We start from the raw sequence: 25,912 nt of genomic DNA, 5'->3' as shown, positions 1-25,912 counted from the left end.
GTGATAATTTTTGTTCCTTGCTTCCCACTCTCGACTCCCAAATCCGCTGGGGTGCATCTGTTTTTTGCTGTTTGACCCGATGGTGCGTTACGGGGCTGGCTATCTTAACACTGGCTTAGAGGCAGAAAATGAAGGCGAGCCCGCCCCTAACGCACCCTACGCAACTCCCTACTCCCTACTCCCTACTCCCTACTCCCTTTCCTATAGATTTTTGATGGCACGTTGAACTTGCTCTGGGGATAGAATCTGAGGTAGTATAATAGGCTGGGTAAATTCTGAGTCTGGTGGATACAAGACATAAAGGGGTACGCCACTGCGTCCGAAGGATTCTAGAGCTTTGGTGATGGCTGGGTCACGATTAGTCCAGTCTGCTTTGAGTAGGGCAATTTTTTTAGACTCAAAGGCGGCTATGGTTTCTGGCTGGTTGAGGGCGACACGGTCATTAACTAGACAGGTAATGCACCAGGATGCTGAGAAATTTAGGAATACTGGGCTTCCTGATTCCCTTAGTTTAACTAGTCGTTCAGCGGTATAGGGTTGCCATTTGATTCCCTGATTTTGATTATGGGTCAGTGCAGTAGGAGTGGTGGTGGAAGCTTGGGCTAAGCTCAGGGAAAATCCTAGGGCGACTAAGGCGCAGATTGAGCCAAGATGCTTTCCTAGAGGGGGGAGTAGGCGGGTTTTTTGGTGCAGCCAAGTGGCAAAGGCAATTAGGATTAGTCCTGCTAGGGCGGCTGCTAAACCGTTGGTTCCAGTTTGCTGGGCTAATACCCAGATTAACCAGGCGGTGGCAGCGTACATGGGGAATGCCAGAAACTGTTGGAAGGTTTCCATCCATGCTCCTGGTTTGGGTAAAATACGCTGCAATCCTGGGGTGAAGCTAATGGCTAGGTAGGGCAGGGCTAGCCCAAGACCGAGCATTTCAAAGATTGCGATCGCTATCGGTACGGATTGGGTCAGGGCTACTCCCAGGGCGGTTGCCATGAATGGTGCGGTGCAGGGAGTGGCGACTACGGTGGCAAAGACTCCTGTGAAAAATTCCCCTATGTATCCTGAGCGAGTGGTTAATCGTTGCCCAATTCCCATGATGAAAGCACCGAAGATAAAGACTCCCGATAGACTTAAGCCAACGGCAAACATTAGATATGCCATTAAGGTAACGAAAACGGGGGATTGTAGCTGGAATCCCCAACCGATTTGTTGCCCTAGCGATCGCAAAATTAATAGCACACTGGCGACTACGGTAAAACTGACGAGAATGCCTGCGGTGAATGCGATCGCATGCCGTCTCACTTGCTTGGGACTTTTCTGGGATTTTTGGACTATGTTGAGTGCTTTGAGGGATAGCACTGGGAAGACACAGGGCATCAGGTTGAGGATTATGCCTCCGAGTAGTGCTAGCAGCAGCACTTCCCATCGGGGTTGGGTTGGGGTTGGGGCGGTTTTGCCTATTTCATTGCTTACTGCGGCTTCAATGGTGAAGGCTTGAACTACGGATTGGTTGTCTAGGGATTCTCGAATCACTAGCACTCCAGTGATGGGGTCGAGTTTCCTAAGATAGCCTCGCTGCAATCGCAAGCTGATTCCATCTTGATTAAGTTCTGCGTTTTGGGGCGCTGGGTTGCTAATGATACCGTCTTGATGTGGGAAAAAGGTCACCTCTTGGATTTGAGCCTCTTCCATTTCGGGGGCTTCTACTTGCAGGGTTAAGTCTTGTGGTTCGATAGTGACCGTGACTTTCCATGGGGAGGGTTTGGGTAGAGCTTGACGGGCTTGCTCAAATACCTGTGCCCAATTTTGGTTGACTAAGGGAGGTCTAGAGGTAATTGGTAAGGTGAGGTTGAAGGTGCCTTCTTCGGGAATACAGTTTACTTCACAGACCAGCCAATCAGCTTTTACTCGGAGTTGGAGAGAATCGGGAGTAGCTAGGTTGGCTGGGGGTGTGATTTGGCTGAGTAGGGTAACCTCTTCTTCATAGCCAAAGTTCATTAATGGCTCAAGGGGTAGCCGCTGGGGATAGGGCCAAATGATGTCTCCCACTTCAAAGCCGGGGGGTAGGGTCCACTTCAGGGTAGCTCCAAGACCCGAGTCACCAGGGTTTCGCCAATAGGTGTGCCAGCCGGGATTGATGTTGAAGTGTAGTCCTACCCAGAAGGGGGTTCCAGGTTGAATGTTGATGACTTCGCTGATTAATTGCACCTCGACGTTCTCGGTTTGGACTGGGTTAGCCGAGGCAGGAGCAATGGGTAGTAAGGTAGTGGAGAGGGTTAGGGCTAGGGCTATGATCCAGGTGAGGAGTTGGTGCAACATGATGACTCTACTGAATACATGTTTAACCTACACAATTTTTTTTTAGGAATCATTTCAAGTATAGTGAGGTCAGTTACCCATTACCCATTATCGATTAAGCAACTAATCTTTTGAAATTAAAATTGTCATTTGCCAGGAATTGAGCTATTTGGGATTACCTGGATTGATTGCGTTGCTGATTATGGGTATGGTCAAGCCCCCCTAGCCCCCCAATTTTGGGGGGAACAAGACTTTCAAAGTCCCCCAAATTTGGGGGACCAACGGGGGCTTGACCAAAACCAGATGATCCCGCATTCATTCCTTAATTCAGCAACGGCGGATTGATTGCGCCTAGCTATTAGGCGATGGACGCGCGTCCCGCTTTCAGCGATCGCGTATTCCAATGGGATTAAAGCGTTGTTCACCCTTCCCAAACTTCTTCCATGACCATGACAAAACCAGGCAGGACTGATTCATCCCCCTTCACCGTAGCTGGATTGTCCAACTGCTCCACTTCTACCCCAGGACGGTAAATATATACTTGACGACTATTTGGATCAATCAACCACCCCAACAGAGCGCCATTTGACCTGTACTCTTCCATCTTTTCCTTAAGACTCTTCACCCTATCACTGGGAGAGCGCAACTCAATCACAAAATCTGGGCACAGAGGAATAAACTTTTTCCTTTGTTGAGGCGTTAGGGCTTCCCACCTGTCTTTTTTGACCCAAGAAGCATCAGGGGAACTTTCTGCACCATTGGGCAGCTTAAAGCCACCAGAAGAATCAAATACCTTGCCTAGCTTTGTTTGGCGATTCCACAACTGTAGCTGAAAATTAATGTTGGAATTTTTTTGAGATGTTTCACCTCCTGTGGGGGGCATAACAATTATTTTTCCGTCTAATGTGCGCTCAATTCGTAAATCTCGATTAATCTGACAAAACTCAAAAAATTGATCATCATCCATAGCCCATGCCGGGGGCATCCTCAACACAATGGGATTGGTTTCAACAGCTGTGGTGGCTACTTTCATTGCGATCTCTACTTCCCGCACAAAAGAGTTTATTCTATTCTAGTTAAGAAAAATACCCAGTCTTTAGGCTATAGCAAGTCTTAACCCATGAGGTACAAATCTCTGGGTTTTAGGGAGCAGGGAGCAGGGAGCAGGGAGCAGGGAGCAGGGAAGTCGGAAGTCGGAAGTAGTAAAAAATAATGTGTACCTCATAGCTATGATAAACGCTATAACCCTCTTCTGTCACTTTCCGAGTAGAATGAATAGAGAAAGAAAAAAATCAAACTGTACAAGGTAGACACAGCAATGGATGTAGAGCTACAAGTTCTCAAACATTTACCAAGAGACCCCCAGCTGACAGTATCGGTAATAGACTCTTATTGTCAGACCTACAAAGATTTATTTAAAGAAGTAAGAAATTATGAGTGTTTCAAGTATTTACACTTAGGAATAATCTCACCAATAAAAAGAAAATCATTACCAGAAATAGCTCCGGTGCGCTTTCCGTAGGCGAATTAAATTCGCCACGGGTCGCACCGCAAAGTAGTAGGGATAAAATCGGCCCAATCACTACATCACTTTATCGCCAATTCTCCTTGGTCAGTAGAAGAACTGAAAAAGCGAAGAATCAAGGAAATAAAAAGTCAATTAAAGGGAGAAGCGATCAAATTAATAATTGACGAAACCGGAGATAGAAAAAAGGGAAATAAGACCGACTATGTAGCCAGACAATATTTAGGAAGTGTCGGGAAAATAGATAATGGCATAGTATCAGTGAATGCCTACGGATTGTATAAAAATATAACGTTTCCCTTAGTCGTTAAAATCTTTAAACCAAGAGGAACACTAAAACAAGAAGATAAGTACAAAACCAAAATAGATTTAGCCTCAGAAATAATCGAAGAGCTAGTAGATGAAGGATTAAATATTGAACTAGTATTAGCAGATAGTTTGTATGGTGAGAGTAGTAAATTTATTAGGAAATTAGAGGAATGTAGACTGTCTTATGTAGTAGCAATTAGGAGTAATCATGGGGTTTGGATGCCATCCGAACAGACGGTTAGAGCGAATAGGTGGTGTAAATTTACCAGAATATTTAGTAATCAAAAATCAGAAATTAGATACATTAGGGAAATAGTCTATGGAAAAAGGAGAGCAGTAACTTACTGGGAAATAACCACAGACCCAGAAACAATGCCAGAAAATTCCACTTCCTTTGTGATGACAAACCTAACCGGTAATCTCAAGAAAACTTTAGGGAATTTGTATGGGTTAAGAACATGGGTAGAATATGGTTTTCGCCAGTGCAAACAGGAGTTGGGATGGACAGATTATCGCTTTACTAAATTTAAAGAGATACAGAAGTGGTGGGAAATAATTTTTTGTGTATATACAATGATTAGTCTAAAATCTCCAGCTTTTTTATCTTTAAATAAATCTCAAGAAGTAGAAAATGATGCCACAGACACTGATGATTTGGAGGTTAGTAATCATCAACAATGGAATCATGAAGATGGATGGAAGAATGTCTTAAACAATTTGCGTTTACTAATTCAACCAATTATGATGTTATGGGTGATTTTCCCATGGTTAGATATTTTACCTAATACCAAGTTATTGCTGGGATTAAATCAGCTGATTAGGGAAATTAATCAATGTCAAACATTTTTGTATTCTGGATAATATGGCTTATTTGTTACTCATTGATTCCGGAGAGTGACAGAAGAGGGATAAAAACCCAACTAAGCTGCACGTCACTCCGCACCATTGGAGATTTTAGCACCTCCGTTCCGTTCGGAAACTTGATTAATTTAACGGTAATGGTAGCAGCAACTACTCGTATTTACCGTAGAGGTAGAAATCTTACTTGTCTAGCTAGTAAGCGATGGACGCGCGTCCCGCTTTCAGCGATCGCGTATTCCCATTGGATGAAAGCGTTGTTCAGCCTCCTGCTGAATTGCATCTCTCTGACGTTGACGTTCTACCAGATAGGTATGAACCTCATCTTGATGTCTGAGGTAGTAACCGATAACCAAGTAGATATCTGGTAGTTGTAGCGATGGATATTGCTCTGGGATTTCCTCTGGTGTGCATCCCTCAAGAAAAGCAGTCACAACAGTGTCTAGGGTGACGCGAGTTTTGGCAATTCGTACAACACCATGGGCATCTGCCTCTATAGGTGCGGGTTCAAGGGCAATTGCTAGAGTCATAGACTTTATCAGGTTGCTATTTCATATGGTACCAAACGCCTAGTCAGGATCAGGATGGCGTTGCTGAATCAGCGGCGTTGCTGAATCAAAAAAAGTACCCGCAAGGGTACTGTGAAACCTGTATCAGATTAAATAGTATATAAATTAGCACCAGTACAGAAAGATGCTACTTGGATGGTATCAGAAGATGAGGAAGGAATGAATATGTCAAAAGCAATTTTTATTAATCATCGAAGTACAAAATTAGATCTATACGAAAATGATACATTGCGTCACGAAATTCAAGCAGGAGAAATCTACACTCATACTCCAGTATCCAGCACTAACCTGATTGTAAAAGAAGGGAGTACCAATGTAGGAAGTCTTGATGCAAGCCGTGAAAATCAAGTCCTTCATCTTAAAAGTGGAGGGGCAACTCAACCTCAAAGCCTATACTTCAATGGTTCAGATACTCTAGTCAAAACAGCTTTAGCAGAGCCTGTGGAAGGAATCACACATGAACTTTGGTTTAAAACCCACCAAGCTGATGGGGGATTGTTCATGTGTACTTCCGAAAATCGAGGGGGACATGACCGTCATATTTATTTAAAAAATGGTAATGTCTTTGCCCGAGTTTGGAAGCCTTTTGAGGATGAAATTATTCATAGCAAAAACCTAACACTCAATGATGGCAAGTGGCATCATGTAGCTCATACCATTGGTTCGCGAGGACAATTTATTTATATCGATGGAGTAAAAGTAGCCCAAGGAAACAAACAGCGATCAGCATTTGACTGGCAGGATACCATTTTCGTAGGAAAATCCTATGATGCAACAAGAGATAATTTTAATGGATACATTAGAGAAGTGCGCCTTTGGGGAATTGAACGAAGTCAAGCGGAAATTCAAGAGGACATGCACAAAAACCTACTCCATCCACAGACAGGATTGCTCTGCTCATGGCCAATGAATGAAGAAACAGGGGCAAATGTAATTGACTATAGCGGTAACAATCAAAATGGAACCATTCAGGGAACCTTGAGTAGACAAACTTTAAGCTATTCCATGAAATTCATCAATCGTTCTCAGTTTGATGTAAAAGCCTATTCCATTAGTGGTTCTACTTTAACCCATGCCTTTGATCTACAAGCTGGTAATTATTATGAACTGCAAGAGGTCAATAGCGATTACATTTTTAAAACGGGAGCAGGAGAACAAGAACAAATTGTTGATGTTTATTTCTCCTCAAGTTTTGATAAGGAATTCATTATTGGGAACACGCTAGCAGGAATTGTGAATTATCTTGATATGCCCTTAGATCTTTACCGAAAAATTGGCGATCAAGAGCAATTCGTCCAAACCTTGGGGCCAAAAGAACAGAGTTTATTAGAAAATGTCAACAGAACTCCTTGGCTGTGTAAAGCGAAAGAACTCCAACCAGATCGGTATTTCCCGAAAGGAATTACCGTTTATGGGATGGATGCTACGATGCTAGAAAAAACAGTCGAGATTAGAAATACAGATCTCGAAGCTTACATCGCCAGCAATCCAGAAGGATGGGGAGAAGCAAGAGAAATTACAATCGTCAACAATTCTGGTTTAGACATTACAGCAACTTTGGTGAATTTAGAAGGAAAAGACGCAACTCCTTTTACCATTCAGAAAAATGAGTCCAAAAAAGCTTATACCAAAGTGGGAGCACTCTTTTACATCAAGGAATACTTCTGTGAAGATTTGATCGATTCTTTTGTCGTCACTTACACGAACAGAACCTATGAAATTAAAGCTCCCTCTTATACAGGAACTCCTTCAAGTAAAATCCAGTTTGTGAATGAAACTAGTCTTGAAGTGGAAGTGTATATAGTCGGTGAAAATGAGCCGATATCTCCCTTTTTAGGAAAAAATCAATCGGTTACCTATAATTGTTTTCCTGGACAGCTCTTTATCGCTAAAGATCGAAATTCAAATGTCGTGTTAAAGGCAATTAGAGGGAGTTATCTTCCCAAAATTAATCGGGTGAGAACTCGTGATTTAAAATCAAAAACAAGTAGTCTTGCAGTTCAATTTAATCTCACCAATCACTTCGGTTTTCCTATTGAGGTTTACTGGGTTGATTTTGCGGGAAAACCACAATTTTACAGACATTTAGAAGATGGACAAAATTTTCAACAAAGTACCTTCGCAACTCATGCTTGGATCTTTTTAAAACGAGATACACAGGAAGAGGTAGGTTGTTTGATTGCCAGTGAAACTCTTGAGCAATTTTATAGCCTTCAATTAAAATCCCCAGAAGCCCACCCAATCAAAACAAGCGATCTAAGATCAGAAGGAACCGGCGCAGCAATCAATCTTACTGTGATCAATCAAATTGGCTTCCCTATTGATGTTTATTGGGCAGATTTTCAAGGGGGATTGCATTTGTATGCCAAGCTTTCCCATAATCAGAGTTCTAACAGACCAACCTTTGATAAACATACTTGGGTATTCTTTAAACGGGGTACCCAAGAAGCAGTGGGAGTATACACTGCAACTCAATCTCCCCAACAAACCTATACCCTCAAAATGGTGTCGGTTAAATTGGTCAATCCAACTCGTGATACCTTGTTGGTATCTCAGGTTAGCACAGATGGCAGTTGGCTTGAAAAAGGAACACTGGGGCCTTACCATCCCCTAGAACTACATAACATTCCTGATTTGTCTTATCTTGTTGTAAGGAGTAACTCCCAACCGACTTATGTCATCGATACGATTCAAGTAATGAACAAGTCTGGCCTTTTGGATGCAAATGGTTTCTTTGTCCATAAGGTAAGAACAGCGCATTTGCGCAGTGTGGGGAATGGTTCGCCGTTGAATAACATTACCTTTGCGAACAACTCAGGACAGGCAGCCAAACTCTATTCTATTGATCGAGATGGGAATTGGGATTTCAAAGACGAAATTCCTAACAATGGAAATGTTAATTATAGAAACGACAACATCAACGCCTTGTTTTTTGATGGTACCAGTACTCATGTCAATATTCCTTTGAACGAGCCAGAAACAGGAATTACCCACGAATTTTGGTTTAAAACCTGGAATCCAAACGGAGGTTTAATGTGCGCTTCAGAGGGGAGCTTGCATGGAGCCTATGATCGAGATCTATTCCTCAAGGGTGGAAATATCTTTGCCCGTCTTTATACAGAGGAAACCATTAGCAGCGAATCCGTAGGGCTTTCTCTTCATGATAATCAATGGCATCATGTGGCTCATGTCATTGGGCATGATGGCCAACAATTATATGTAGATGGCAAATTGGTGGCTAAAGGGAACAAGGGGAATTCAGACTTTAACTGGCAAACTCATTTAACCTTAGGACATTCTCCACTTTCTAATCCTGGATTTTTTCAGGGATATCTCTATAAAGTCAGAGTCTGGCAAAAACCTTTGGTTGCTTCAGAAATCAATACGTTAATTTATGAAGGAGCTTTAGGTTCAATCTACAATGGATATTGGGGAGCGGATATCGGTTTGATCGGGGAATGGTATCTTGATGATGGCTCTGGAACCACTGCCCAAGATACAGCAGACAATGCTTCTAAACATCACGGAACCATTTATGGAGCAAATTGGCACAGTGTTGCTCGCTTTTTGGAGCAATCCCCCATCCATTCTAACTATCGTTATGTAGCCATTAGCAAACCTATCACTCCAGCGCTTCGTTTCAATGGAATCAATACCAGTTTGCTCGTTGAGTACAATGAGCCAGAGACAGAAATTACCCATGAACTCTGGTTCAGAACAAGTAAGCCCAATGGAGGATTGCTCATGTGTCGCCAAAATAACAGCCATGATCGAAACCTTTACCTCAGGGATGGAAATATTTTTGTTCGTGTGTGGAATGATGAAACCATTGGAAGCACAGGGTTGTACCTCAATGATAACCAGTGGCACCATGTAGCCCATACCCTTGGTTCTGGAGGACAATTCCTCTATATCGATGGCGTAAAAGTAGCTTCGGGAAGTAAGCAAAGTTCTAATTTTACTTGGCAAACCCATATTTCTATTGGTGAATCTTGGGATTCACCGCAATATTTCTTTGAAGGAAATATTGCCCAAGTCCGTTTCTGGGATCGAGTGCTTTCTCAACAAGAAATTCAAGAAAAAATGACAAAGCACCTTTCTGCCTTAGAACCTGGGTTGAAACGTTACTGGCCCATGAATGATGACAGCAATCAGATTAAAGAGGTGATGGGGTCAACTCCGCTTACCTTGCCCAGTCAGTTTACAGCTTGGGATTTAACAGACAACTTACCTTTGTCTAAAAAATATGAAGTGCTTCAAGAGTGGACTCCCATGAAAGCTAGCTTAGATGGGACAACAGTAAGAATCAATCGAACTTCAGGAACAGCAAAAGATAGTGGATACGCTCCGAATGCGGGGGAATTTGTTGTTTACCAAGAAAATAATTTTGGGGGACAGGGGACTCTGGTCACAGGCAATGTAAGCGATGCGTCTTTCTTGGGCACGATCCGATCTATGAAAGTGGGACCAGAAACGGAAGTGAGTTTTTTCAGTTCCAAACATTTTAATGGTGAGGAAACAACATACCACTTTGACCAAGAAACTTTGTCTAGTACCATTCAATCTTTGCACTTAGAGCATGTTGTCTCAGAAAAAGTGGTGGGAATTTCTAGCAAATCTTCCCTAACTGAAGAATACCTTTATTTTGATGCAAATGGTGCGGTATGCACTCCTGACACTCCAAATAGCCAATTGCAAAAGTGCCATGCATACCAGACAATTATCACGGTTCCTCCTACAGCGAAAAAAGTAGAAGTTCTATCTTTAAACCCTGGAGAGGAAGTCAAATTAATCGTGGATCATGAGGTATACACTGTGGACTATGTAAGTCCAAAGTATTTTTCTCCCAATGCCCTTTCCAAGATTGTGATTTCTGAACTCTTGCTCGATAAAAATGGAAATTATGTACGTGACAATGAGCACCAAGAACTAACCACGCCGGGGTTACGTGTTCGCACGAATCAGATGCCCAAGAATGAATACATCCATGTTTTTCCTGATTCGGATATGTACAAAACCACAGCCAACTTAAAGGATGGTCACCTTTACGAATCGGCTCAGGCAGGTAAACTTGGAAATAACGCAAATCAATTGTCCAAGGAGAGTTGTGGCCATATCCAAAAGGCCTTACAAAATTTAGGGAAGACAGCTCATCACACCTATGAGAAAACTAGGCATGGAGTTCGGGTGCATAGAGTAGCCAAACCCCATAGCATGGAGCATCCCCACTGGGAACTTGCTTTTGATGATAGCAATGGTGGACATCGATATAAATCCCTAAATAAAGCAGAGTCAGAGGCTGTACAAGGACAATCAAGCACAGAGATTGTGTTAGGTGGAGTCTCTCAAAATTTCTTTAAGAGTATCGGACACTTCTTTAGTGATCGAGGTAAAGACATTGCTCACGTTACTAAAATTGCAGTGCATACCGTAGAAAAAGTGGGAGAAGATACCATTGATACCGTTGAGCATGTAGGGAAAGATGTTGTAAATACGACAAAGCACGTAGCCAATGATCTAGTTCATGGCCATGTTGGTGGAGCCTTAGAAGACCTAGGGAAAGGCACAGTAAGCATTGTGTCTGATGTGAAAGATGGAGTAGAAAAGGGAGCTGTGGACCTCATTGATGGAGGAATCCAACTAGCTAACGCGATTGAAGAAGATGTGGAAAAAGTCATCAAAATGACAATCCACTTTGCCGATGAAGCTTTCCACATTATCGTAGAAGACTTGAAAATTATTGGAGAGGCGATTGGACACATTTTAAAACGCATCGGTGCTGCGATTAAAGAATTTATTGAATTCTTAGCATTCTTGTTTGATTGGGATGATATTTTGCATACGCAAAATGTTTTGAACAGTGCATTTACTGCAACAATGGATAATTTAGCCGATTCCTCCAAAAGTGTTTTGAGCCCTCTAAAAAACGAAATGGATAAAATGTTTACTGATGTCAAGACAAACGTTGATTCCACCATTGAATATGCTAAGAAAAAATATGGTATCGATGATAGCACTTTGAATTCTCGTGGGCATGATCATCAGCATGAGGGAGCTTTACAAAAATTAGAGTGGTTATTATCTCGAATCATAGGAGGAAATCATAGTGAAACACAGGCTCCTAACACCTCTGCTCATCATCTTGGAGGAACTCATCAGAGTTTTTTAGAGGAAATTGCGGAGGATGTTGAACGCGAGGTCTTCTCTACCATAGAAAGAGCAGTAAGACAGGTTGAAGGCTTGCTGCAAGAGGCAATTCACCAGCCTAATAAGCTGCCACAAATTGCGATTACATTTGCCCTAGATTTAGTGGAAGACATTATAGATCCTGCTATTGATATTTTAAAGAAAGTTGGAGATCATACATTTGAACATGCAGGGAGTTTAAGCACATTAATTAAAAATGCAGCCATAGAAGAGATCAATCTTCCTTTTATTAAGGATTTATTTTCATTAATCGATGGAGGAAAAAAGCTGACAATTTTAAATATTTATACTTTGTTATCCGCAATTCCAGCTACTATTATTTATAAAGTAATAGAAGGAGATGCCCCATTTAAAGGGATCGATAATATATCACTCGCTAGTGTTGCAGAGAAAAAAGTTTGGGCTGTTTTATATGGGGTATTTCAAATTATCGATGGATTGTTTTCGGCATTTCTTGATGTTATATTATCCCCTGCTGGTTTTGTGATTAATGAGTCTACTGGCCGCCCCCTTCTAATTTCTGATTTGATTGGTGGTGAAGTGGTTTATACACGTATGGAATTAACTCCTACTGGCCCTATGGTAATTCTCAATATCTTATCAACCCTAAACAACATCATGAAACAAATCTCTGGATTTCCAGGGGGATATCCAGGAGCAGCAGGAACTGATGCTTTTCCTGATGAAAGACCTTATAAGAGATTGTCGATAGGAATTTGGGCATATCAGTGGCTTGCTAATCTTTTGGATATTATTTCGTTAGTCATCGATTCTAAACATTATCGTGTGAAATATAACTCTTTGGGTTCACTTTCCTTAGGATGGACTATTGGCTATGAGGTTCTTCACCTTATCTTATTTTCTGTTTATGATGGTTTACAAAGGGGCGAAAAGGACGCTGAACCAGCAGAAAAACAAATCGCAAATATAGTTGACCCGTTTAAAGGGATCATTTCATCAGGGCTTATGCTAACTAAAAGTAAATCACCATGGGTAATAGGAGGAATTGTAGTTTCAGATGTTGCTTTGCAAACTCTCTATGCTGGTTTGCAGTGGGGGTATGTTCCTAAAATTAAATAATTAAAAATAAAATTTATTGAATTCAAGTGATTTAGAAGTTTGAAGTTAAGCTAGAGCTTCTTAAACATGAAATTCACTCTCCCCAGAAGTTTCTTGGGAGGGGTTCATCTCATATCACTTGACCAAACCACAAAAAACAATGATCGAAGAAAAAATCCACATTGGGCTGATCGATACAGGAGTCGATCCTGAATATATGGGATTGTTCAGAGAGATTGAAGCCTTTCAAGACATCGATGAATCTGGGAATTTGACTGAGAAGACGTGTTATGACAAAGCCAATCACGGAACTTACACGGCAGCGTTATTAACCAAAACATGGCCCACGAATTCAAAAGAATTGAGCAACTTACCTGAAGTTTCGATACGTTTGCATGTTTGCGCAGCTATCACAAAGCAAAATGTAGTATCGAATCTGCTTCATGCTTTGGAGTGGATGTTATCTCAACCCATTCAGATTTTAGTACTTCCCCTTGGAATTGTAGAACAGTCCCCTATTTTTGAATCCCACCTACAACTTTTTATCGATCAAGGAGTATTGCCCATTGTAGCAGTAGGAAACGATGGAGCGGGTCGAAGCCGCTCACCTGGCTATTATCCATCTGTCTTGTCAATCGGGGCGTGCTCGTGGACCGGAGAAATCCCCGCATTTTCAGGAAGTGCCCATCTGCCAGGCTTACAACAATGCATCAAACCAGACCTTGTAGCACCCGGTGTGAAGATTCCTTTTCAAAAAAACGGGAAACAGGTTTTGATGGATGGCACATCAATGGCTTGCGCTATTGCTGCCCGATATGCGGCTTGGCTTTGGCAACAAAATCCAGAATGCTCATCAAATGAAATCAAACAGGGATTGATCCAAAGTAGCCATCCCCTCAAATCAGATCAAAAGCACAGGTGTAGATTTGGATATCTGAATCCCGAGAAAGCACAATCATCATTACGTCTCGAAGAGGTAAAAACATCTAACAACGAGATTGAGCAGGAGAAGGGAATCTCGAAAAGTCCTTCTTGGATTGACCCCAAATTGAAACAGCAAGGCAGTGAAAACTCCCAAAAAATTATTATTTTAATTATGTTATATCAGGGAAATACCATTGATTCTGTTCTTGAGAAGATTTCATTTAAGTTAATCAAATCGTTCCCAGCTACACCAATCTTTTTGATTGAAGCACCAAGAATTTCTGTTGAGTTTATCCTCAAAAATCCATCCATTCGCGTTGCTCAATCTCCCTATACTTCTTTAATCAGTTTATCTCATTCATAAGCTCAATAATCACCCAGCGTTAGAAGCAGCTCGATTCGTTTCCTAATCATCGAACTGCAGTTCGAACTGTTAAAGGGGAGTGTGGTGGTGTTTGAATAAACTCGCCTTCGCATCCGTTCTTTGCCCATTAGTGGGGGTGATGGTTAAGCTAATTGATTCTTATTTTAGTTGTCCAAATATTGAGCTATTTCTTCCCCAAGAGCGAGTGGCAAGCCTCCCTGAGTAGCTAAAATAAGTGAATTTGGTTTGGTTAAATTATAAAATGAATGAAGCACAAATAAGAGAATAAAATTCGCCTAAAGCTAAGGAAGCTGTCATAAGTGCCAACTTAAAATAAGAAAGTTCCGAATGTGATTTGGAAATAATCACTTATAAAGTTTATGTATAAATATGATGTTAAAATGACATTGATTTAGTCCATTTTTTCGGTTTTGCTGAATCAAAAAATGGGATTAAAAAAAAAACCATGGAATGCCCTAAATGTCATAGCAATAAAACTCATAAATATGGTCATCAAAGAGGAAAACAAAGATATAAATGCAACGAATGTGGACGACAATTTATAGAGGTTAAAACTGAGCGTGGTTACGATGAAAAAACTAAATTGCTCTGCCTAAAAGCGATGCAGTCGCTCATGGGGTTTACTCCATGAGCGACTGCATCAAGACAATGTTGGAATTATTAATTATGCTTCTTATTTATTATTTAAAATATCATAAAATCCCCCTTTCAGGTGAAACCATTTCATGATTCAGCAACGCCGAATCAGCAAGGTCAGATTAATCCACTCTAACCATTTGACGGGATTCTTCTTTATTATTCACCTCAGAGGCTTTGAGCTTCTGACCCCTAAAGTCTACTAATAATCCCATCAATGCTGGAACTACTGTAGGTGTCAGTAATGTAGACAAGGCCAATCCTCCAGTTAAAGTAATCCCTAACCCTTGATATAATTCAGCTCCTTTTCCTGGTATTGCTGCTAACGGTAACATTCCTAATACTGTAGTTCCAGCAGACATGAATATCGGTCGTAAGCGATCGCATACTGCTCTATACAAGGATGTATCGTAATCTATTCCTTCTCGCTGTAATTGCAAAGCTCGGTCTACTAAAAGGATGGCATTATTCACCACAACTCCAGTCAGAATCACAAATCCCAACCCAGTAATCATATCCAGCGGTACCACAACACCAGGAATTCTGTTTACTATCACCAAACTCAACAAGGCTCCGGTTAATCCTATTGGTACGGTTGCCATAATTACGATGGGATAGAGAAAAGAACGGTAGAGTGCTACTAGCAGCAGATAGGTAATCACTAAAGACAGAATAAAGATTGACCCCAACTGAACTAAGGTTTCTGATAGCAAATCTGCCGAACCAGCTAACTCGACACGATAGCCAGCAGGTAGGGTTTGCCGGAAGGGTTTGAGAATTTGCTGCTCTGTCTGTTGAACTAGTTTTCCTAAGGGAGCTGAGCGCTCGACATTAACGGCTAGGGTAATAGAACGCTGTAAATCCACTCGCTCAATGGTATCGGGTCCGGTGGTATCTACTACTTCAGCCACATCAGCTAGTTGTACTTTCCCACCATTGGGAGTATAGATCACTAACTGACGCAACTGCTCTGGGGTTTTGACAACGGTATGTTGTAATTCAACGGTCACATCCAGTTCCCGTTTACCATCCACGAATTCTGAGGCTCTAATCCCACCGAGAGCAGCTTCAACCATTCTCCCTAAGTCAGCTTCTGACAAGCCCACTTCTGCCAATCGCACCCGATTGGGAATTATTTGTAATTCTGGCGCACCAGTAACAAAACTCGAACTAGCATTGCGCACACCTTCCAGTTGGCGCAATTGCTTAGTAATATCCTGACCCCACTGGTTTAATTGATCCAGGTCTTGTCCTACCAGACGGACAGTATAGGACTTGCCTGGATTACGAAAAATGGGAATGCGCCTGGCAACCACAAAGCGATAACCAGGAAAATTAGACTTTACCTTTCTCATCCGATTCACCATTGCATCGAGATTCCTAGCGGTAGCTAACTCTGGCTTGAGAAGGACTAAAATTGCTTTCCATCTGGAGCCTGCTAATACCAAGGTTCGGTCAATTTCCGGCTGCTGTGCCAAGAACTTTCTGGCTGGTTGGGATAGCCGTAGGAATTCTGGAATACTGGTGCCTGGAAAAGGTTCGGTGAACCACATAATTAAATTACGGTTCCCTTCTGGTAGGTAATCCATTGGGGGGAGTAACCGAATACTGACAAAGAGCAATACTACAGGAATCAACAACACAGCCAAACGCCTTCCGATCCGTTTGCCACCAACAGACCAACGCACGGTTTTTAATAAAAATCCCTCTAGCTTGCCTTGCCATACTCGAAACACTGCTGAAGTCTTGGCTACAGCTAGTTGGATTTTGGCTGCCATACTCCGCTGCTGTGGGCGTAAGGCTTTTGGGCGTAAGCTTTCTGGGTCTAAACCTGGTGGGGTGCCGACATCCCCCATCCCCTGCAAAATCTGTTGCGCCTCCCCTTGATTAAGAAACAGTCCCGATAGCATCGGCACTAGGGTCAGAGCTGCAAACAAGGAAAACAATACCGATGTCGATAGAGCAATACCAATATCAGAGAAGAGCTGTCCTGCCTCCCCTGTCACTAAAACAATGGGAGCAAATACTGCTACGGTAGTCAGAGTAGAGGCAAGCATGGCTGACCACACTTCTTGAGTACCGTCAATAGCAGCTCGGATCGGATTTTTTCCCCGTTGCATGTGGGTAAAGATATTTTCTAGCACCACAATGGCATTATCCACCACCATTCCGACCGCAAACGCTAATCCTGCCAGACTGATCACATTCAGAGAGCGACCCAGCCAGGCTAGGACAATAAAGACGGTAATAAGAGTAGTCGGAATAGTGAGGGCAATTACTGCTACGGTGCGCAATGACCCGAGAAACAGCAGCAACACTAGGGATGCTAGAATCGCACCCATGATCAAATTTTGCTGCACTAAGGCAATAGATTGGTTAATATAGCCATTCTCGTCGTAGTTAATTAAGAACTGGACACCTTCCCCTTGCTGTTCGAGTTGGGCTTCCATTTCCTTGAGTACCGCTCTGACTCCCTTAGATATCTCTGGGACATTGCTACCAATTCGTCTTTCGATACCAATGCCAGCCGTTGGTTGGTCATTTGCTACAAGAACCGTACTTTCTAGCTTGCGACCAATTTGGACATCAGCTACATCTCCCAAATAGACAGTTCCTGATTGGTCTCGGCGCAACACAAACCCTTCCAACTCCTTCACATCCTCAGAGCGACTGACGGTGCGGACTCGGTATTCCCGTCTGCCCACTATCATCGGTCCACCCCGAATATTGCGGTTATTAGTGCGCAAAGCATTCACCACATTAGACAGGGTTAGATTGCGGTCAGCTAAGGCTTTCGGATCTACAATCACCTCCACTTCCCGTTCCCGTCCCCCGGGAGTCAGAATCTGACCCACTCCTTCCACTTGCCGTAACTTGGGTACGATGGCATCTTGAATCAAGTCACGGTAATGGTCTGGGTCAGAATCATAGCCTTCTTTGGGCATTAGGACAATCCACATCATGGGACGGCTAACACCACTGACCACTTCAGCAGAGGGGTCTCCTGCTTCTGGGGGTAGAGACGACACTCGCTGTAATTTGCTCAAGACATCTACTAAGCGAGCATCAATATCTGTTCCCCAATTGAATTCGAGAGAAATGCGACTGCGTCCAGGGCGAGAGCTACTGGTAATTTCTTTAACCCCTGTGACTTCTTCGAGGGCTTCTTCGATCGGTCTAGTAATCAGGTCTTCTACTTCCGTCGGTCCTGCTCCAGCGTAGGAGGTGCTAATGGTAATTTCTGGGGTATCACCTCCTGGTCGAAGTTCTAGGGGAAGCTGGAATAGGGCTAAGATGCCACATAGGGCTAGGAGGCAGAACAGAACAAATGTTCCGTGTCGCCAGCGGACAGCTGTTTCGATAAGTTTCATCAAATTTCACCGAAGTTGGCAACTTAGGAACTAAAGAATTTAGAATGCGCGAATTTAGAATGCGGGAATCGGGAATCGGGAATCGGGAATCGGGAATCGGGAATTTAGAATTGGGAATGCGCGAATCGGTAAGGATTCTAGAGACTAATACAGCACGGCGGAAATCAATATAGTTTTCAAAAATAGCAAAACTCTTATATATTAAACCTTTAATCAGTAAATATGTAATATTTTTGAATTTTGAATTTTGAATTTTGAATTCCGCACTGTGCTACAATTTTTTGAGGTTTGCAAGAGGTCCGATAATTAGGAATTAAGGATTAGTAATGTTAACTGGTGAACCATCTTTTAAACCTTCACCCCCTGACACAACTAGGGGTTGATTGGCTTGTAATTGTTGATTAGTGATCAAAACTTTTTCCCCCATATCCACTAAGATTTCTACGGTAAACTCTTGTGCTTTGTCTTGGGAAATGGTATAGATTAGGGATTGGTTTTTTCGTTTAATGATGGCATCACGGGGGATAACAAAACTGGGATCTACATCAATGGGTAAATCTAAGGTAGCTTGAATTCCCATTCCAGCTAATAAGTCTTTTGGGGGATTGTTGAGATTTACCCTTACTAGTTGTCGCCGTGAGTTGGCATTGGCTGTAGGCATAACGCTGGTAATCTCTGCTCGTTGCTGCCAGTTAGGTAAACTTCGCGGTGCAGTTAATTCCACATACATCCCTGGTTTGACCTGATTAGTAAACTTTTCTGGTACTTCTAGAAAGATATCGAATTGATCATTATTGACCAAGGTAATGATGGCATCGCCACCTTCAACATAGTTGCCAGTGCCAACCTGGCGGGATTGCACAACCCCGGTTGTAGGGGCTTTAATCGTGGCTCGTTCTGATGCTAGTTCAGCTTGGTCAACCGCTGCCTGAGCTGCTGCTACTACCCCTTTCTGGGCATCAATTTCTTCCTGGGTTGGTCCGACTTGGGCTTCAGCTAACAAAGCTGCAATGCGCAACCGCTCACTGGTGGTGGCATCAAGGGTACTTCTGGCTTCAGCAATCTCTTGCTGGGTTTTAGTTTGTTCTGCACTTAGGGCAGCTTCAGCCCGTAAGCGATCACTGGTGGCTGCATCAGCTGCTTTTTCGGCTTCCACTTTTGCTCGTTCAGACAGAGCTCCTTCCAGAGTTAGGGCTTCAATGCGTTTTAGGTTATCCTTTGCTTCTTGTTCCCGAGCTTGAGCCGCATCTAGTTCTGCTTGCCGTTGGGCAATTAAATTGGGTTGGACGGCTATCATACCATCAAGGTTGTCCTTTGCTTCTTGTTCCCGAGCTTGAGCAGTATCCAGTTCTGCTTGCCGTTGGGCAAGAATTTCTGGACGGGTTCCCACTTGTAATCGAGCCAGATTACTTTTTTCCTGAGCAAGCCTTGCCTTAGCTTGGGCGAGGGCTAACTGTTGGTCAGCACCATCAAGAATAGCAATGGTCATTCCTGGTGTAACGCGATCGCCTTCTCGGACTTTGACTTGTTGTATCACACCATCGATCTGAGATTTAATCGTGATTTTTTCACTTGCCTCTACTTCACCCAGTAACTGGATCCGTTTAACTCCTTTACCTAAGGTCAGGGGAATAGTTTCTACCGGTCGCGGCGGTGTCTGTTTGGTTTGCGTCTGGGCTACAGGGGTTTCTGGTACTGTCGAGATTTGCAACAAAGCTAGACCTCCTACCAAAAAGAGGACTGTCAGTAGCCATGCAGAGGATTTGCCTTTGGTTTCTTCTTGGCTTTGGGAATGTGACTCTGGTTGATAGTGATTAGACACTTGGGTATTTACAGGTTCCATGGTGATGCCCTGACAAAAAGATGTCAAAAAGATGTTTATAGGATAACTTTGCTCAATCCTACTGCTGGCCTGATTAACTCGATCAGAGCAGTTGACTTAGATAGGAATTACTCTAGCTTTACAAATTTTAATCAAAATTTAATGGTTATGGCATCAAAGTTTTTATATTCTTAGGGGAGGAAAATTAAATCGATGAGTGAACCGCTACTTTGTGTCGAAAACTTGCAGGTGGCCTATCCTAGTACCCAATCCCTTGCAAAACCGGCTTGGGCAGTAGATGATGTTTCCTTCTTGCTAGATTCAGGGGAGCGACTGGGATTAGTCGGTGAGTCAGGCTGCGGTAAGTCTACTCTGGGACGAGCTATCATGCAGTTGTTACCGCAACGGTCGCGAGTGACAGGACAGGTAAGGTTTGCTGGAAAGTCTATCTTTGACTTAACCCCTGCACAGCTGCGCCAGTTTCGGGGAGAAGCAGTAGCGCTAGTGTTTCAAGACCCGATGACTCGCCTTGACCCTTTGATGAGTATAGGGGAACACTGCCTAGAAACCCTCAGAGCTCACCAACCCCAGCTATCACGACGTGAGAGTAAAGCCAAAGTATTAGAAACTCTAGATGCGGTGAAAATTGCCGCTAATCGCTTCTCTCAATATCCCCATGAATTTAGTGGCGGGATGCGACAACGGGTTGCGATCGCATTAGCCTTGTTGCTCAATCCCAAGCTAATTGTAGCAGATGAACCCACCACCAGCTTGGATGTTACGGTAGAGGCACAGATATTAGACGAATTAACTAGGTTATGTCGAGAACGGGACATGGCACTGTTACTGATTTCTCACGATTTGGCCATGATCGGCGAATATTGCGATCGCATTGCGGTCATGTATGGTGGCAAAATGGTGGAAACTGGGCCAGTGGCACAGATTCTGTGGCAACCTAACCATGACTATACGCGATCGCTTTTAGAAGCAGCTCTACATCTGCAGGCAGTTAAAGACCACACTGACACTAATGACTCTGACACTAATGACCCTGAGGGGAATTCCAGCTCTAAGATTCCTAGCCCGTTACTAAGGGTTACTAATCTCAAGCAATATTATACCTTAGAAAGCAATTTTATTCAGCAACTGGTATCTCAAGAACAAAACGTTATCAAAGCTGTGGATAACGTCAGCTTTGATTTATATCCTGGGGAAATTTTGGGACTAGTAGGAGAATCCGGTTGTGGCAAAAGTACTTTATCTCGCACTATCTTACAATTAGTTCGTCCTACCGCTGGAACCGTTGAGTTTCAAGGCACAAATTTAGCTACACTCAATCGACATTCCCTACAAGAGATTCGTCGTCAAATCCAAATGGTATTTCAAGACCCCCATGCTTGTCTTAATCCTTTAATGACTGTGGGAGAAAGTATTGCCGACCCCTTATTTATTCATAAATTAGCGGCTAATTCAACAGCAGCTAAAAACCAGGTCAATGAAATGCTAGAACGGGTAGGATTAACGCCTGTAGAAGATTACTATCATCGCTATCCCGCTGACCTTTCTGGAGGACAACAACAACGGGTTGCGATTGCTCGGGCATTGATTACTCATCCTAGTTTGGTGATCTGTGATGAACCAGTGAGTATGCTGGATGCTAGTGTCCAAACTCAAGTATTAGAATTAATGTTGGAGTTGAAAGAAGCCTTTAATCTTACCTATTTGTTTATTACTCATGACCTCTGGGTAGCACGGTTTTTCTGTGATCAAATCGCCGTGATGAATAAAGGTCAGATTGTTGAAAAGAAACCAACTCATGACCTGTTTACTAATCCTGAGCATCCTTACACTAGAACCTTGCTAGAGGCAGCTCCGTTGTTAGACAAGCAAAGGTAATTTCTGAGCATTCAGCTGTCAGCTATCAGCTATCAGCTTTTAGTTATCAGCATTCAGCATTCAGCATTCAGCATTCAGCATTCAGCATTCAGCTTATGCGCACGCTACTTGAGGTGCTTTGTGGCACAGGCTTATAGCCTGTGACTTAACGGCTGACGGCTGATAGCTGACGGCTGATAGCTGACGGCTGATGGCTGACCGATGCTTCACAGGCTGGAAGCCTGTTCCACAAAGCTGACCGCTGATGGCTGATGGCTGACGGCTTACCGGATTTCAATAGTTTGAGCAGTCATAGCAGACTTACTGGAAGCAGAACTCTGACCTTTAATCCGAACCTTCTGGTCAGGACTTAATTTTCCTGGGTCAACAGTTTCTCCTTGACGAGTGATTTTGGTATCGGAAAGAAGTTGTACACTATAGGAACCAGACTGAGTTTCTACCTTCAACTGTAGAGGGAAACTTTCCATAACTGCGACAATTTTACCTTCGATAATCATTTGTTCATCAGTTGAGGTAACTATTGGATTATTATCTGGATTATTACCCTGATTGTTTTCCGGTGAAACGTCTGGTTGGGGAGCGCTACAAGCAGAAAACAGCAGGCTTAATCCGATAAGACTGCTGAAAGCAAAAGATTTAAAAGGAATTTGTAGTTTAGTAGTCATCTGACGGTTTTGTCCTTTGTTAGTTGAGCTGTAAGCATTCAGGTATCAGCGGTCAGCGGTCAGCTTTGTGGAACAGGCTTCCAGCCTGCGGGCGCATCGGTCAGCGGTCAGCTGTTGACTGATAGCTGATAGCTGATAACTAAAAGCTGATATAGCACTACGCATTCAGATGTTTGACATTGTCAGCCATGCCGCGAGTGGGGGAAACCACGCCAGTTGCTCATGGGGGGAACCCCCTTTGGCCGCACTGGCTCCCCTGTTCCCTTGCTGCATCGCTCCTAAACTCCTAAACGTGAGTCTAGCTGACTTCTGACTTCTGACTTTTGACTTCTGACTTCTGACTTCTGACTTCTGACTTCTGACTTTTGATTTGTGACTTCTGACTTCTGACTTCTGACTTCTGACTTGCCCGTAGCGCTATATTAGAGATCTTTCCAAGCGGAGATGTTATCAAACACAGACTTAGTGATGCGGACAGCACTGTTCTCAAACTGAGCATGGGCGTGAATTCCCACTACATGGTGTTCACCATCTTGCAAGCGCCAGATTGGGCTACCGCTTTGACCGCCATAGGTATCGAGCATATAGAAGAGCTTGTCACTAGTGATTCTGGTAATTCGGCCAGCATTGAACCATTGTGTGCCAAATGGTTTGTCACCAGCGTAGCCAGAGTTATTTACCTGTAGATTTGTCAGTAACTCGTCGGATAGATTCATAAATCCGAACCAGCCGACTCGGTTACCTAGGGTGTCATCCGGTAGAATAATTGCTCCGTAATCGAAGTCATCATCAAGTTGTTGTGTCCAGCCTTTTACACTGCGGAAGGAGGTGCTAACTTGGGAGCCGAAGGGAGCTTCCTTTTCATCCATACCAGGAAAGACCTCAATTTTCTTGGCCCAACCACCAGTAGTATGGCTATAGACGCAGTGTCCAGAAGTGATTACTGTCCGTGGTCCAATCAACCAGCCAGAACACTTGTACCGCTTCCCATTAGCTTTGGTAACGATTAACTGGCAAATCCATCGCCAGGGAATAGTACTAGCTGGGGAAATGCGAATGCGGTCGTCACTACCAATTACTGACTCCGGCCTTGGGAATTCTTCAGCACCAGCATCTGGAAGATTTTTCAAATCCTCTGTGACGTCAATTGTTTTCTCGAAATCCAAACCCTCATTAAGAGCTCGGGATTTATTGAATCCGGGTACTGCTTCGATTTCACCGCGACCCATGATTCCCTCAAATTCGTCTTCGTAATCTATTGACTGGGATTGAGTTTCGCTGGAAGTGATTTCATGGAGCTGCTGATCGTCGAGTTCTATTTCCTTTGCTTTGTTGGTTTGATTGTTTGCTTGCTTGGTTTGATTGGAAACTCTTTCAGTTTCTGACATAACCATTCTCCTTACAGTTAACTACTAACAAGAACTCACTTGAATGTTCTTTCCATGTACATAATCGCAAGGCCGCACTAGGGTTGACAGTACCCTTGCGGGTACTTATGGCAACCATGGAATCGGGAATCGGGAATCGGGAATCGGGAATCGGGAATCGGGAATCGGGAATCGGAAATCGGGAGCGTACGCATTCTGTAGGGTGGGCATTGCCGGTTTACTTACCCAAATCCTGCCCAAATTGATCTCAGCAATGCCCACCAACCTGCGGTACCCATGGCCGGTTTCTCAACCAATGCCCACCCTAGGATTATTGTGGATTGGTGGGCATTTCCCATGTAATTGCTCGCCTTTCAATAATGATCTTTATCAGCAATGCCCACCCTACGATTCGACTTTAAAAAAAAGCGATTGTCTTAAATAAACGCTACGCGATTGACTAGGATTATTGTGGATTGGTGGGCATTTCCCATGTAATTGCTCGCCGTTCATAATGATCTTCATCAGCAATGCCCACCCTAGGATTATAAGAGCGATTGACCTTTGGTCACGCTACGCGATCGCTTTTTTTATTTCCTCTAAAAATTTCCCAAAAAAAACCTTTTGAAAACCCTTGACAAATAAAATTATAATCATTACTATAATCAATATAAACCGAACGAGTTCAAGTGTTTATCTATGTCAAAATACTTTAAGCCAAACTTCAAGAAACAACCTGTTGAGCACACTCTGAAAGGCTCTCGTGAAGCAGTAATCTATAGTATTCAGATGCTTTATAAATTGGGCTATGCAGAGATTGCGGAATGGACTCCTCTTGAGCCGACTGAGGTTCCAGGAGAAGTAATTACTAAAATGATGAAGTATTGGCTGTTGCCATAACACTTTGTCTTGATGCAGTCGCTCATGGGGGAAACCACGGCAGTCGCTCATGGTTAGAAGTTACCGTAAGATAGTGGAGCCTTATTAACAAATATTGAACCCTTTTCTGCATAACCTGCTAACTATAAAGGCTCCACTATCTAAGGTTTCGTCTCCGGGGGAACCCCCAAGACCGCGCTGCCTCCCCAAGACCGCGCTGCATCGCTAAATTTATGGGGGGGTTTCCCCCCCTGGCAAAGGCTCGGGTCTGTTACTGTAGCTTGGCCTTTGGCCAATTACATCGGATTACATCAGGTTGGGTTTGTAAACTCATTGACATAGATCATTTAAATAGCCGTGGATAGTATTTCTACGGCTATTTTTTTATTTTGGTAGCGCTGTTTTATTCCCAGCATTCTGTAGGGTGGGCATTGCCGGTTTACTTACCCAAATCCTGCCCAAATTGATCTGAGCAATGCCCACCAACCAGGGTACCCATGACCGGTTTCTGAACCAATGCCCACCCTAGGATTATTGTGGATTGGTGGGCATTGCCCATGTAATTGCTCGGCGTTCAATCATGATTTTGATCAGCAATGCCCACCCTACGATTATTACTGTTTATACTTATCTAAAAATGAAATCGATAATCGGGAATCGGTAAAAAATTATGTATACCTTATAGTTATGAAAAACGCTGTAAATTGGGTATTATTAACTTAGAAAACAAATTGTCAAACTATCTCCCGTACTCCCTAGTATAAAAAATGCTATTTTTTTAAAAAATAACGTTTAATTCACAAGCGATGGAAACTCAAGACTTAAAAACACTGATTAAAGAAAGCATCCGAGAAGTTTTGAGAGAAGAAAGACTCTTACTATGTCATATGTTAATGCCTTACGTTAGTGATCAAGAACAACAAGAGCTTGACGCCACCTTTGGGTTACCTGAAGACTATGAGACCGAAGAAGTGACTGATATAACAGATTGGATTAAAAATGAGCATTAAATTCCGAAAGAGTGCGATTAAATTCTTAGTTAATCAAGGGATAGAAGTAGAAGGAGAAGAAGAAACCATTCCAATCACAGAAATTGTTCAAAGTCAAGAAGCTTGGGGAAATTATCTATAAGGTAACGATAAAGGAATTTC

General features: G+C 43.0%; 19 protein-coding genes and 1 pseudogene. 10 read left to right on the top strand and 10 right to left on the bottom strand.

Translation table 11 applies throughout. The features are described from left to right. Positions 1-10 precede the first annotated feature (10 nt). Positions 11-226, top strand: coding sequence for a hypothetical protein (locus tag BJP34_RS40820; RefSeq protein WP_149031161.1), 216 nt, complete (start codon positions 11-13; stop codon positions 224-226). Here the strand turns inward: BJP34_RS40820 and BJP34_RS24640 are convergent. The 3 genes from BJP34_RS24640 to BJP34_RS49380 all read right to left on the bottom strand — a co-directional run bounded on the left by BJP34_RS24640 (position 202) and on the right by BJP34_RS49380 (position 3,514). Next, on the bottom strand, positions 202-2,310 hold the full coding sequence (locus BJP34_RS24640) for a protein-disulfide reductase DsbD family protein (RefSeq protein ID WP_070394623.1): 2,109 nt from the start codon (positions 2,308-2,310) through the stop codon (positions 202-204). The genes BJP34_RS40820 and BJP34_RS24640 overlap by 25 nt on opposite strands. Before the next feature lie 400 nt (positions 2,311-2,710). After that, positions 2,711-3,322, bottom strand: coding sequence for a Uma2 family endonuclease (locus BJP34_RS24630; protein WP_070394621.1), 612 nt, complete (start codon positions 3,320-3,322; stop codon positions 2,711-2,713). A gap of 63 nt (positions 3,323-3,385) precedes the next feature. Continuing rightward, positions 3,386-3,514 carry a hypothetical protein gene (locus BJP34_RS49380; protein WP_267876363.1) on the bottom strand — a complete coding sequence of 43 codons (129 nt, stop codon included), beginning with the start codon at positions 3,512-3,514 and terminating at the stop codon, positions 3,386-3,388. Positions 3,515-3,607: 93 nt separating this feature from the next. On the opposite strand from BJP34_RS49380, the pseudogene BJP34_RS24625 reads away from it, so the two are divergent. Continuing rightward, a pseudogene (locus BJP34_RS24625) lies at positions 3,608-4,984 on the top strand (IS701 family transposase). Between the two features lie 221 nt (positions 4,985-5,205). Here the strand turns inward: BJP34_RS24625 and BJP34_RS24620 are convergent. After that, positions 5,206-5,511, bottom strand: coding sequence for a DUF433 domain-containing protein (locus BJP34_RS24620; protein ID WP_070394620.1), 306 nt, complete (start codon positions 5,509-5,511; stop codon positions 5,206-5,208). A gap of 174 nt (positions 5,512-5,685) precedes the next feature. Between BJP34_RS24620 and BJP34_RS24615 the strand changes: the two genes are divergently transcribed. From BJP34_RS24615 to BJP34_RS50535, 3 genes are all read left to right on the top strand, one after another. Continuing rightward, positions 5,686-12,837, top strand: a complete 7,152-nt coding sequence (locus BJP34_RS24615) for a LamG-like jellyroll fold domain-containing protein (RefSeq protein ID WP_070394619.1) — start codon at positions 5,686-5,688, stop codon at positions 12,835-12,837. 139 nt (positions 12,838-12,976) lie between these two features. Beyond that, entirely contained in the window at positions 12,977-14,104 is a 1,128-nt protein-coding gene (locus BJP34_RS24610) for a S8 family serine peptidase (protein ID WP_070394618.1), read from the top strand. A gap of 466 nt (positions 14,105-14,570) precedes the next feature. Next, positions 14,571-14,756, top strand: coding sequence for a transposase-like zinc-binding domain-containing protein (locus BJP34_RS50535; RefSeq protein WP_418904068.1), 186 nt, complete (start codon positions 14,571-14,573; stop codon positions 14,754-14,756). A gap of 127 nt (positions 14,757-14,883) precedes the next feature. Here BJP34_RS50535 and BJP34_RS24605 read toward each other — a convergent pair whose 3' ends face one another. Beyond that, entirely contained in the window at positions 14,884-18,132 is a 3,249-nt protein-coding gene (locus BJP34_RS24605) for an efflux RND transporter permease subunit (RefSeq protein ID WP_070394617.1), read from the bottom strand. A 44-nt stretch (positions 18,133-18,176) separates the two neighbouring features. Here BJP34_RS24605 and BJP34_RS49375 point away from each other — a divergent pair, with 44 nt between their 5' ends. Further along, the gene (locus tag BJP34_RS49375) at positions 18,177-18,305 is read left to right on the top strand and encodes a hypothetical protein (RefSeq protein WP_267876362.1); all 129 of its coding nucleotides are present in this window, start codon (positions 18,177-18,179) and stop codon (positions 18,303-18,305) included. A gap of 140 nt (positions 18,306-18,445) precedes the next feature. Here BJP34_RS49375 and BJP34_RS24600 read toward each other — a convergent pair whose 3' ends face one another. Next, positions 18,446-19,975 carry an efflux RND transporter periplasmic adaptor subunit gene (locus BJP34_RS24600; protein WP_070396863.1) on the bottom strand — a complete coding sequence of 510 codons (1,530 nt, stop codon included), beginning with the start codon at positions 19,973-19,975 and terminating at the stop codon, positions 18,446-18,448. A 192-nt stretch (positions 19,976-20,167) separates the two neighbouring features. Between BJP34_RS24600 and BJP34_RS24595 the strand changes: the two genes are divergently transcribed. Beyond that, positions 20,168-21,850 (top strand): dipeptide ABC transporter ATP-binding protein, encoded by a 1,683-nt coding sequence (locus BJP34_RS24595; RefSeq protein WP_070394616.1) that lies wholly within the window; start codon positions 20,168-20,170, stop codon positions 21,848-21,850. A 145-nt stretch (positions 21,851-21,995) separates the two neighbouring features. Here BJP34_RS24595 and BJP34_RS49370 read toward each other — a convergent pair whose 3' ends face one another. The 4 genes from BJP34_RS49370 to BJP34_RS44390 all read right to left on the bottom strand — a co-directional run bounded on the left by BJP34_RS49370 (position 21,996) and on the right by BJP34_RS44390 (position 24,164). Beyond that, positions 21,996-22,127 (bottom strand): hypothetical protein, encoded by a 132-nt coding sequence (locus tag BJP34_RS49370; RefSeq protein WP_267876361.1) that lies wholly within the window; start codon positions 22,125-22,127, stop codon positions 21,996-21,998. Then, positions 22,114-22,515: a hypothetical protein gene (locus BJP34_RS24590; protein ID WP_070394615.1), complete on the bottom strand. Its 402-nt coding sequence runs from the start codon at positions 22,513-22,515 to the stop codon at positions 22,114-22,116. The genes BJP34_RS49370 and BJP34_RS24590 overlap by 14 nt, the downstream gene beginning before the upstream one ends. A 422-nt stretch (positions 22,516-22,937) precedes the next feature. Then, complete coding sequence (locus BJP34_RS24585; protein WP_070394614.1) at positions 22,938-23,903, bottom strand: trypsin-like serine peptidase; 966 nt, start codon at positions 23,901-23,903, stop codon at positions 22,938-22,940. Between the two features lie 105 nt (positions 23,904-24,008). Further along, the gene (locus BJP34_RS44390) at positions 24,009-24,164 is read right to left on the bottom strand and encodes a hypothetical protein (RefSeq protein ID WP_158517450.1); all 156 of its coding nucleotides are present in this window, start codon (positions 24,162-24,164) and stop codon (positions 24,009-24,011) included. A 417-nt stretch (positions 24,165-24,581) separates the two neighbouring features. Here BJP34_RS44390 and BJP34_RS24580 point away from each other — a divergent pair, with 417 nt between their 5' ends. From BJP34_RS24580 to BJP34_RS49365, 3 genes are all read left to right on the top strand, one after another. After that, positions 24,582-24,782 carry a hypothetical protein gene (locus tag BJP34_RS24580; RefSeq protein WP_070394613.1) on the top strand — a complete coding sequence of 67 codons (201 nt, stop codon included), beginning with the start codon at positions 24,582-24,584 and terminating at the stop codon, positions 24,780-24,782. Between the two features lie 785 nt (positions 24,783-25,567). Then, positions 25,568-25,771, top strand: a complete 204-nt coding sequence (locus BJP34_RS24575; protein WP_070394612.1) for a hypothetical protein — start codon at positions 25,568-25,570, stop codon at positions 25,769-25,771. After that, the gene (locus tag BJP34_RS49365; RefSeq protein WP_267876360.1) at positions 25,761-25,892 is read left to right on the top strand and encodes a hypothetical protein; all 132 of its coding nucleotides are present in this window, start codon (positions 25,761-25,763) and stop codon (positions 25,890-25,892) included. Before BJP34_RS24575 ends, BJP34_RS49365 begins: the two co-directional genes overlap by 11 nt. The last annotated feature ends 20 nt before the right edge of the window (positions 25,893-25,912 follow it).

Source organism: Moorena producens PAL-8-15-08-1, assembly GCF_001767235.1.
Classification (GTDB): domain Bacteria; phylum Cyanobacteriota; class Cyanobacteriia; order Cyanobacteriales; family Coleofasciculaceae; genus Moorena; species Moorena producens_A.
Note: the sequence above shows the minus strand (reverse complement) of the source record. Positions and strands in the feature narration are given on the sequence as shown.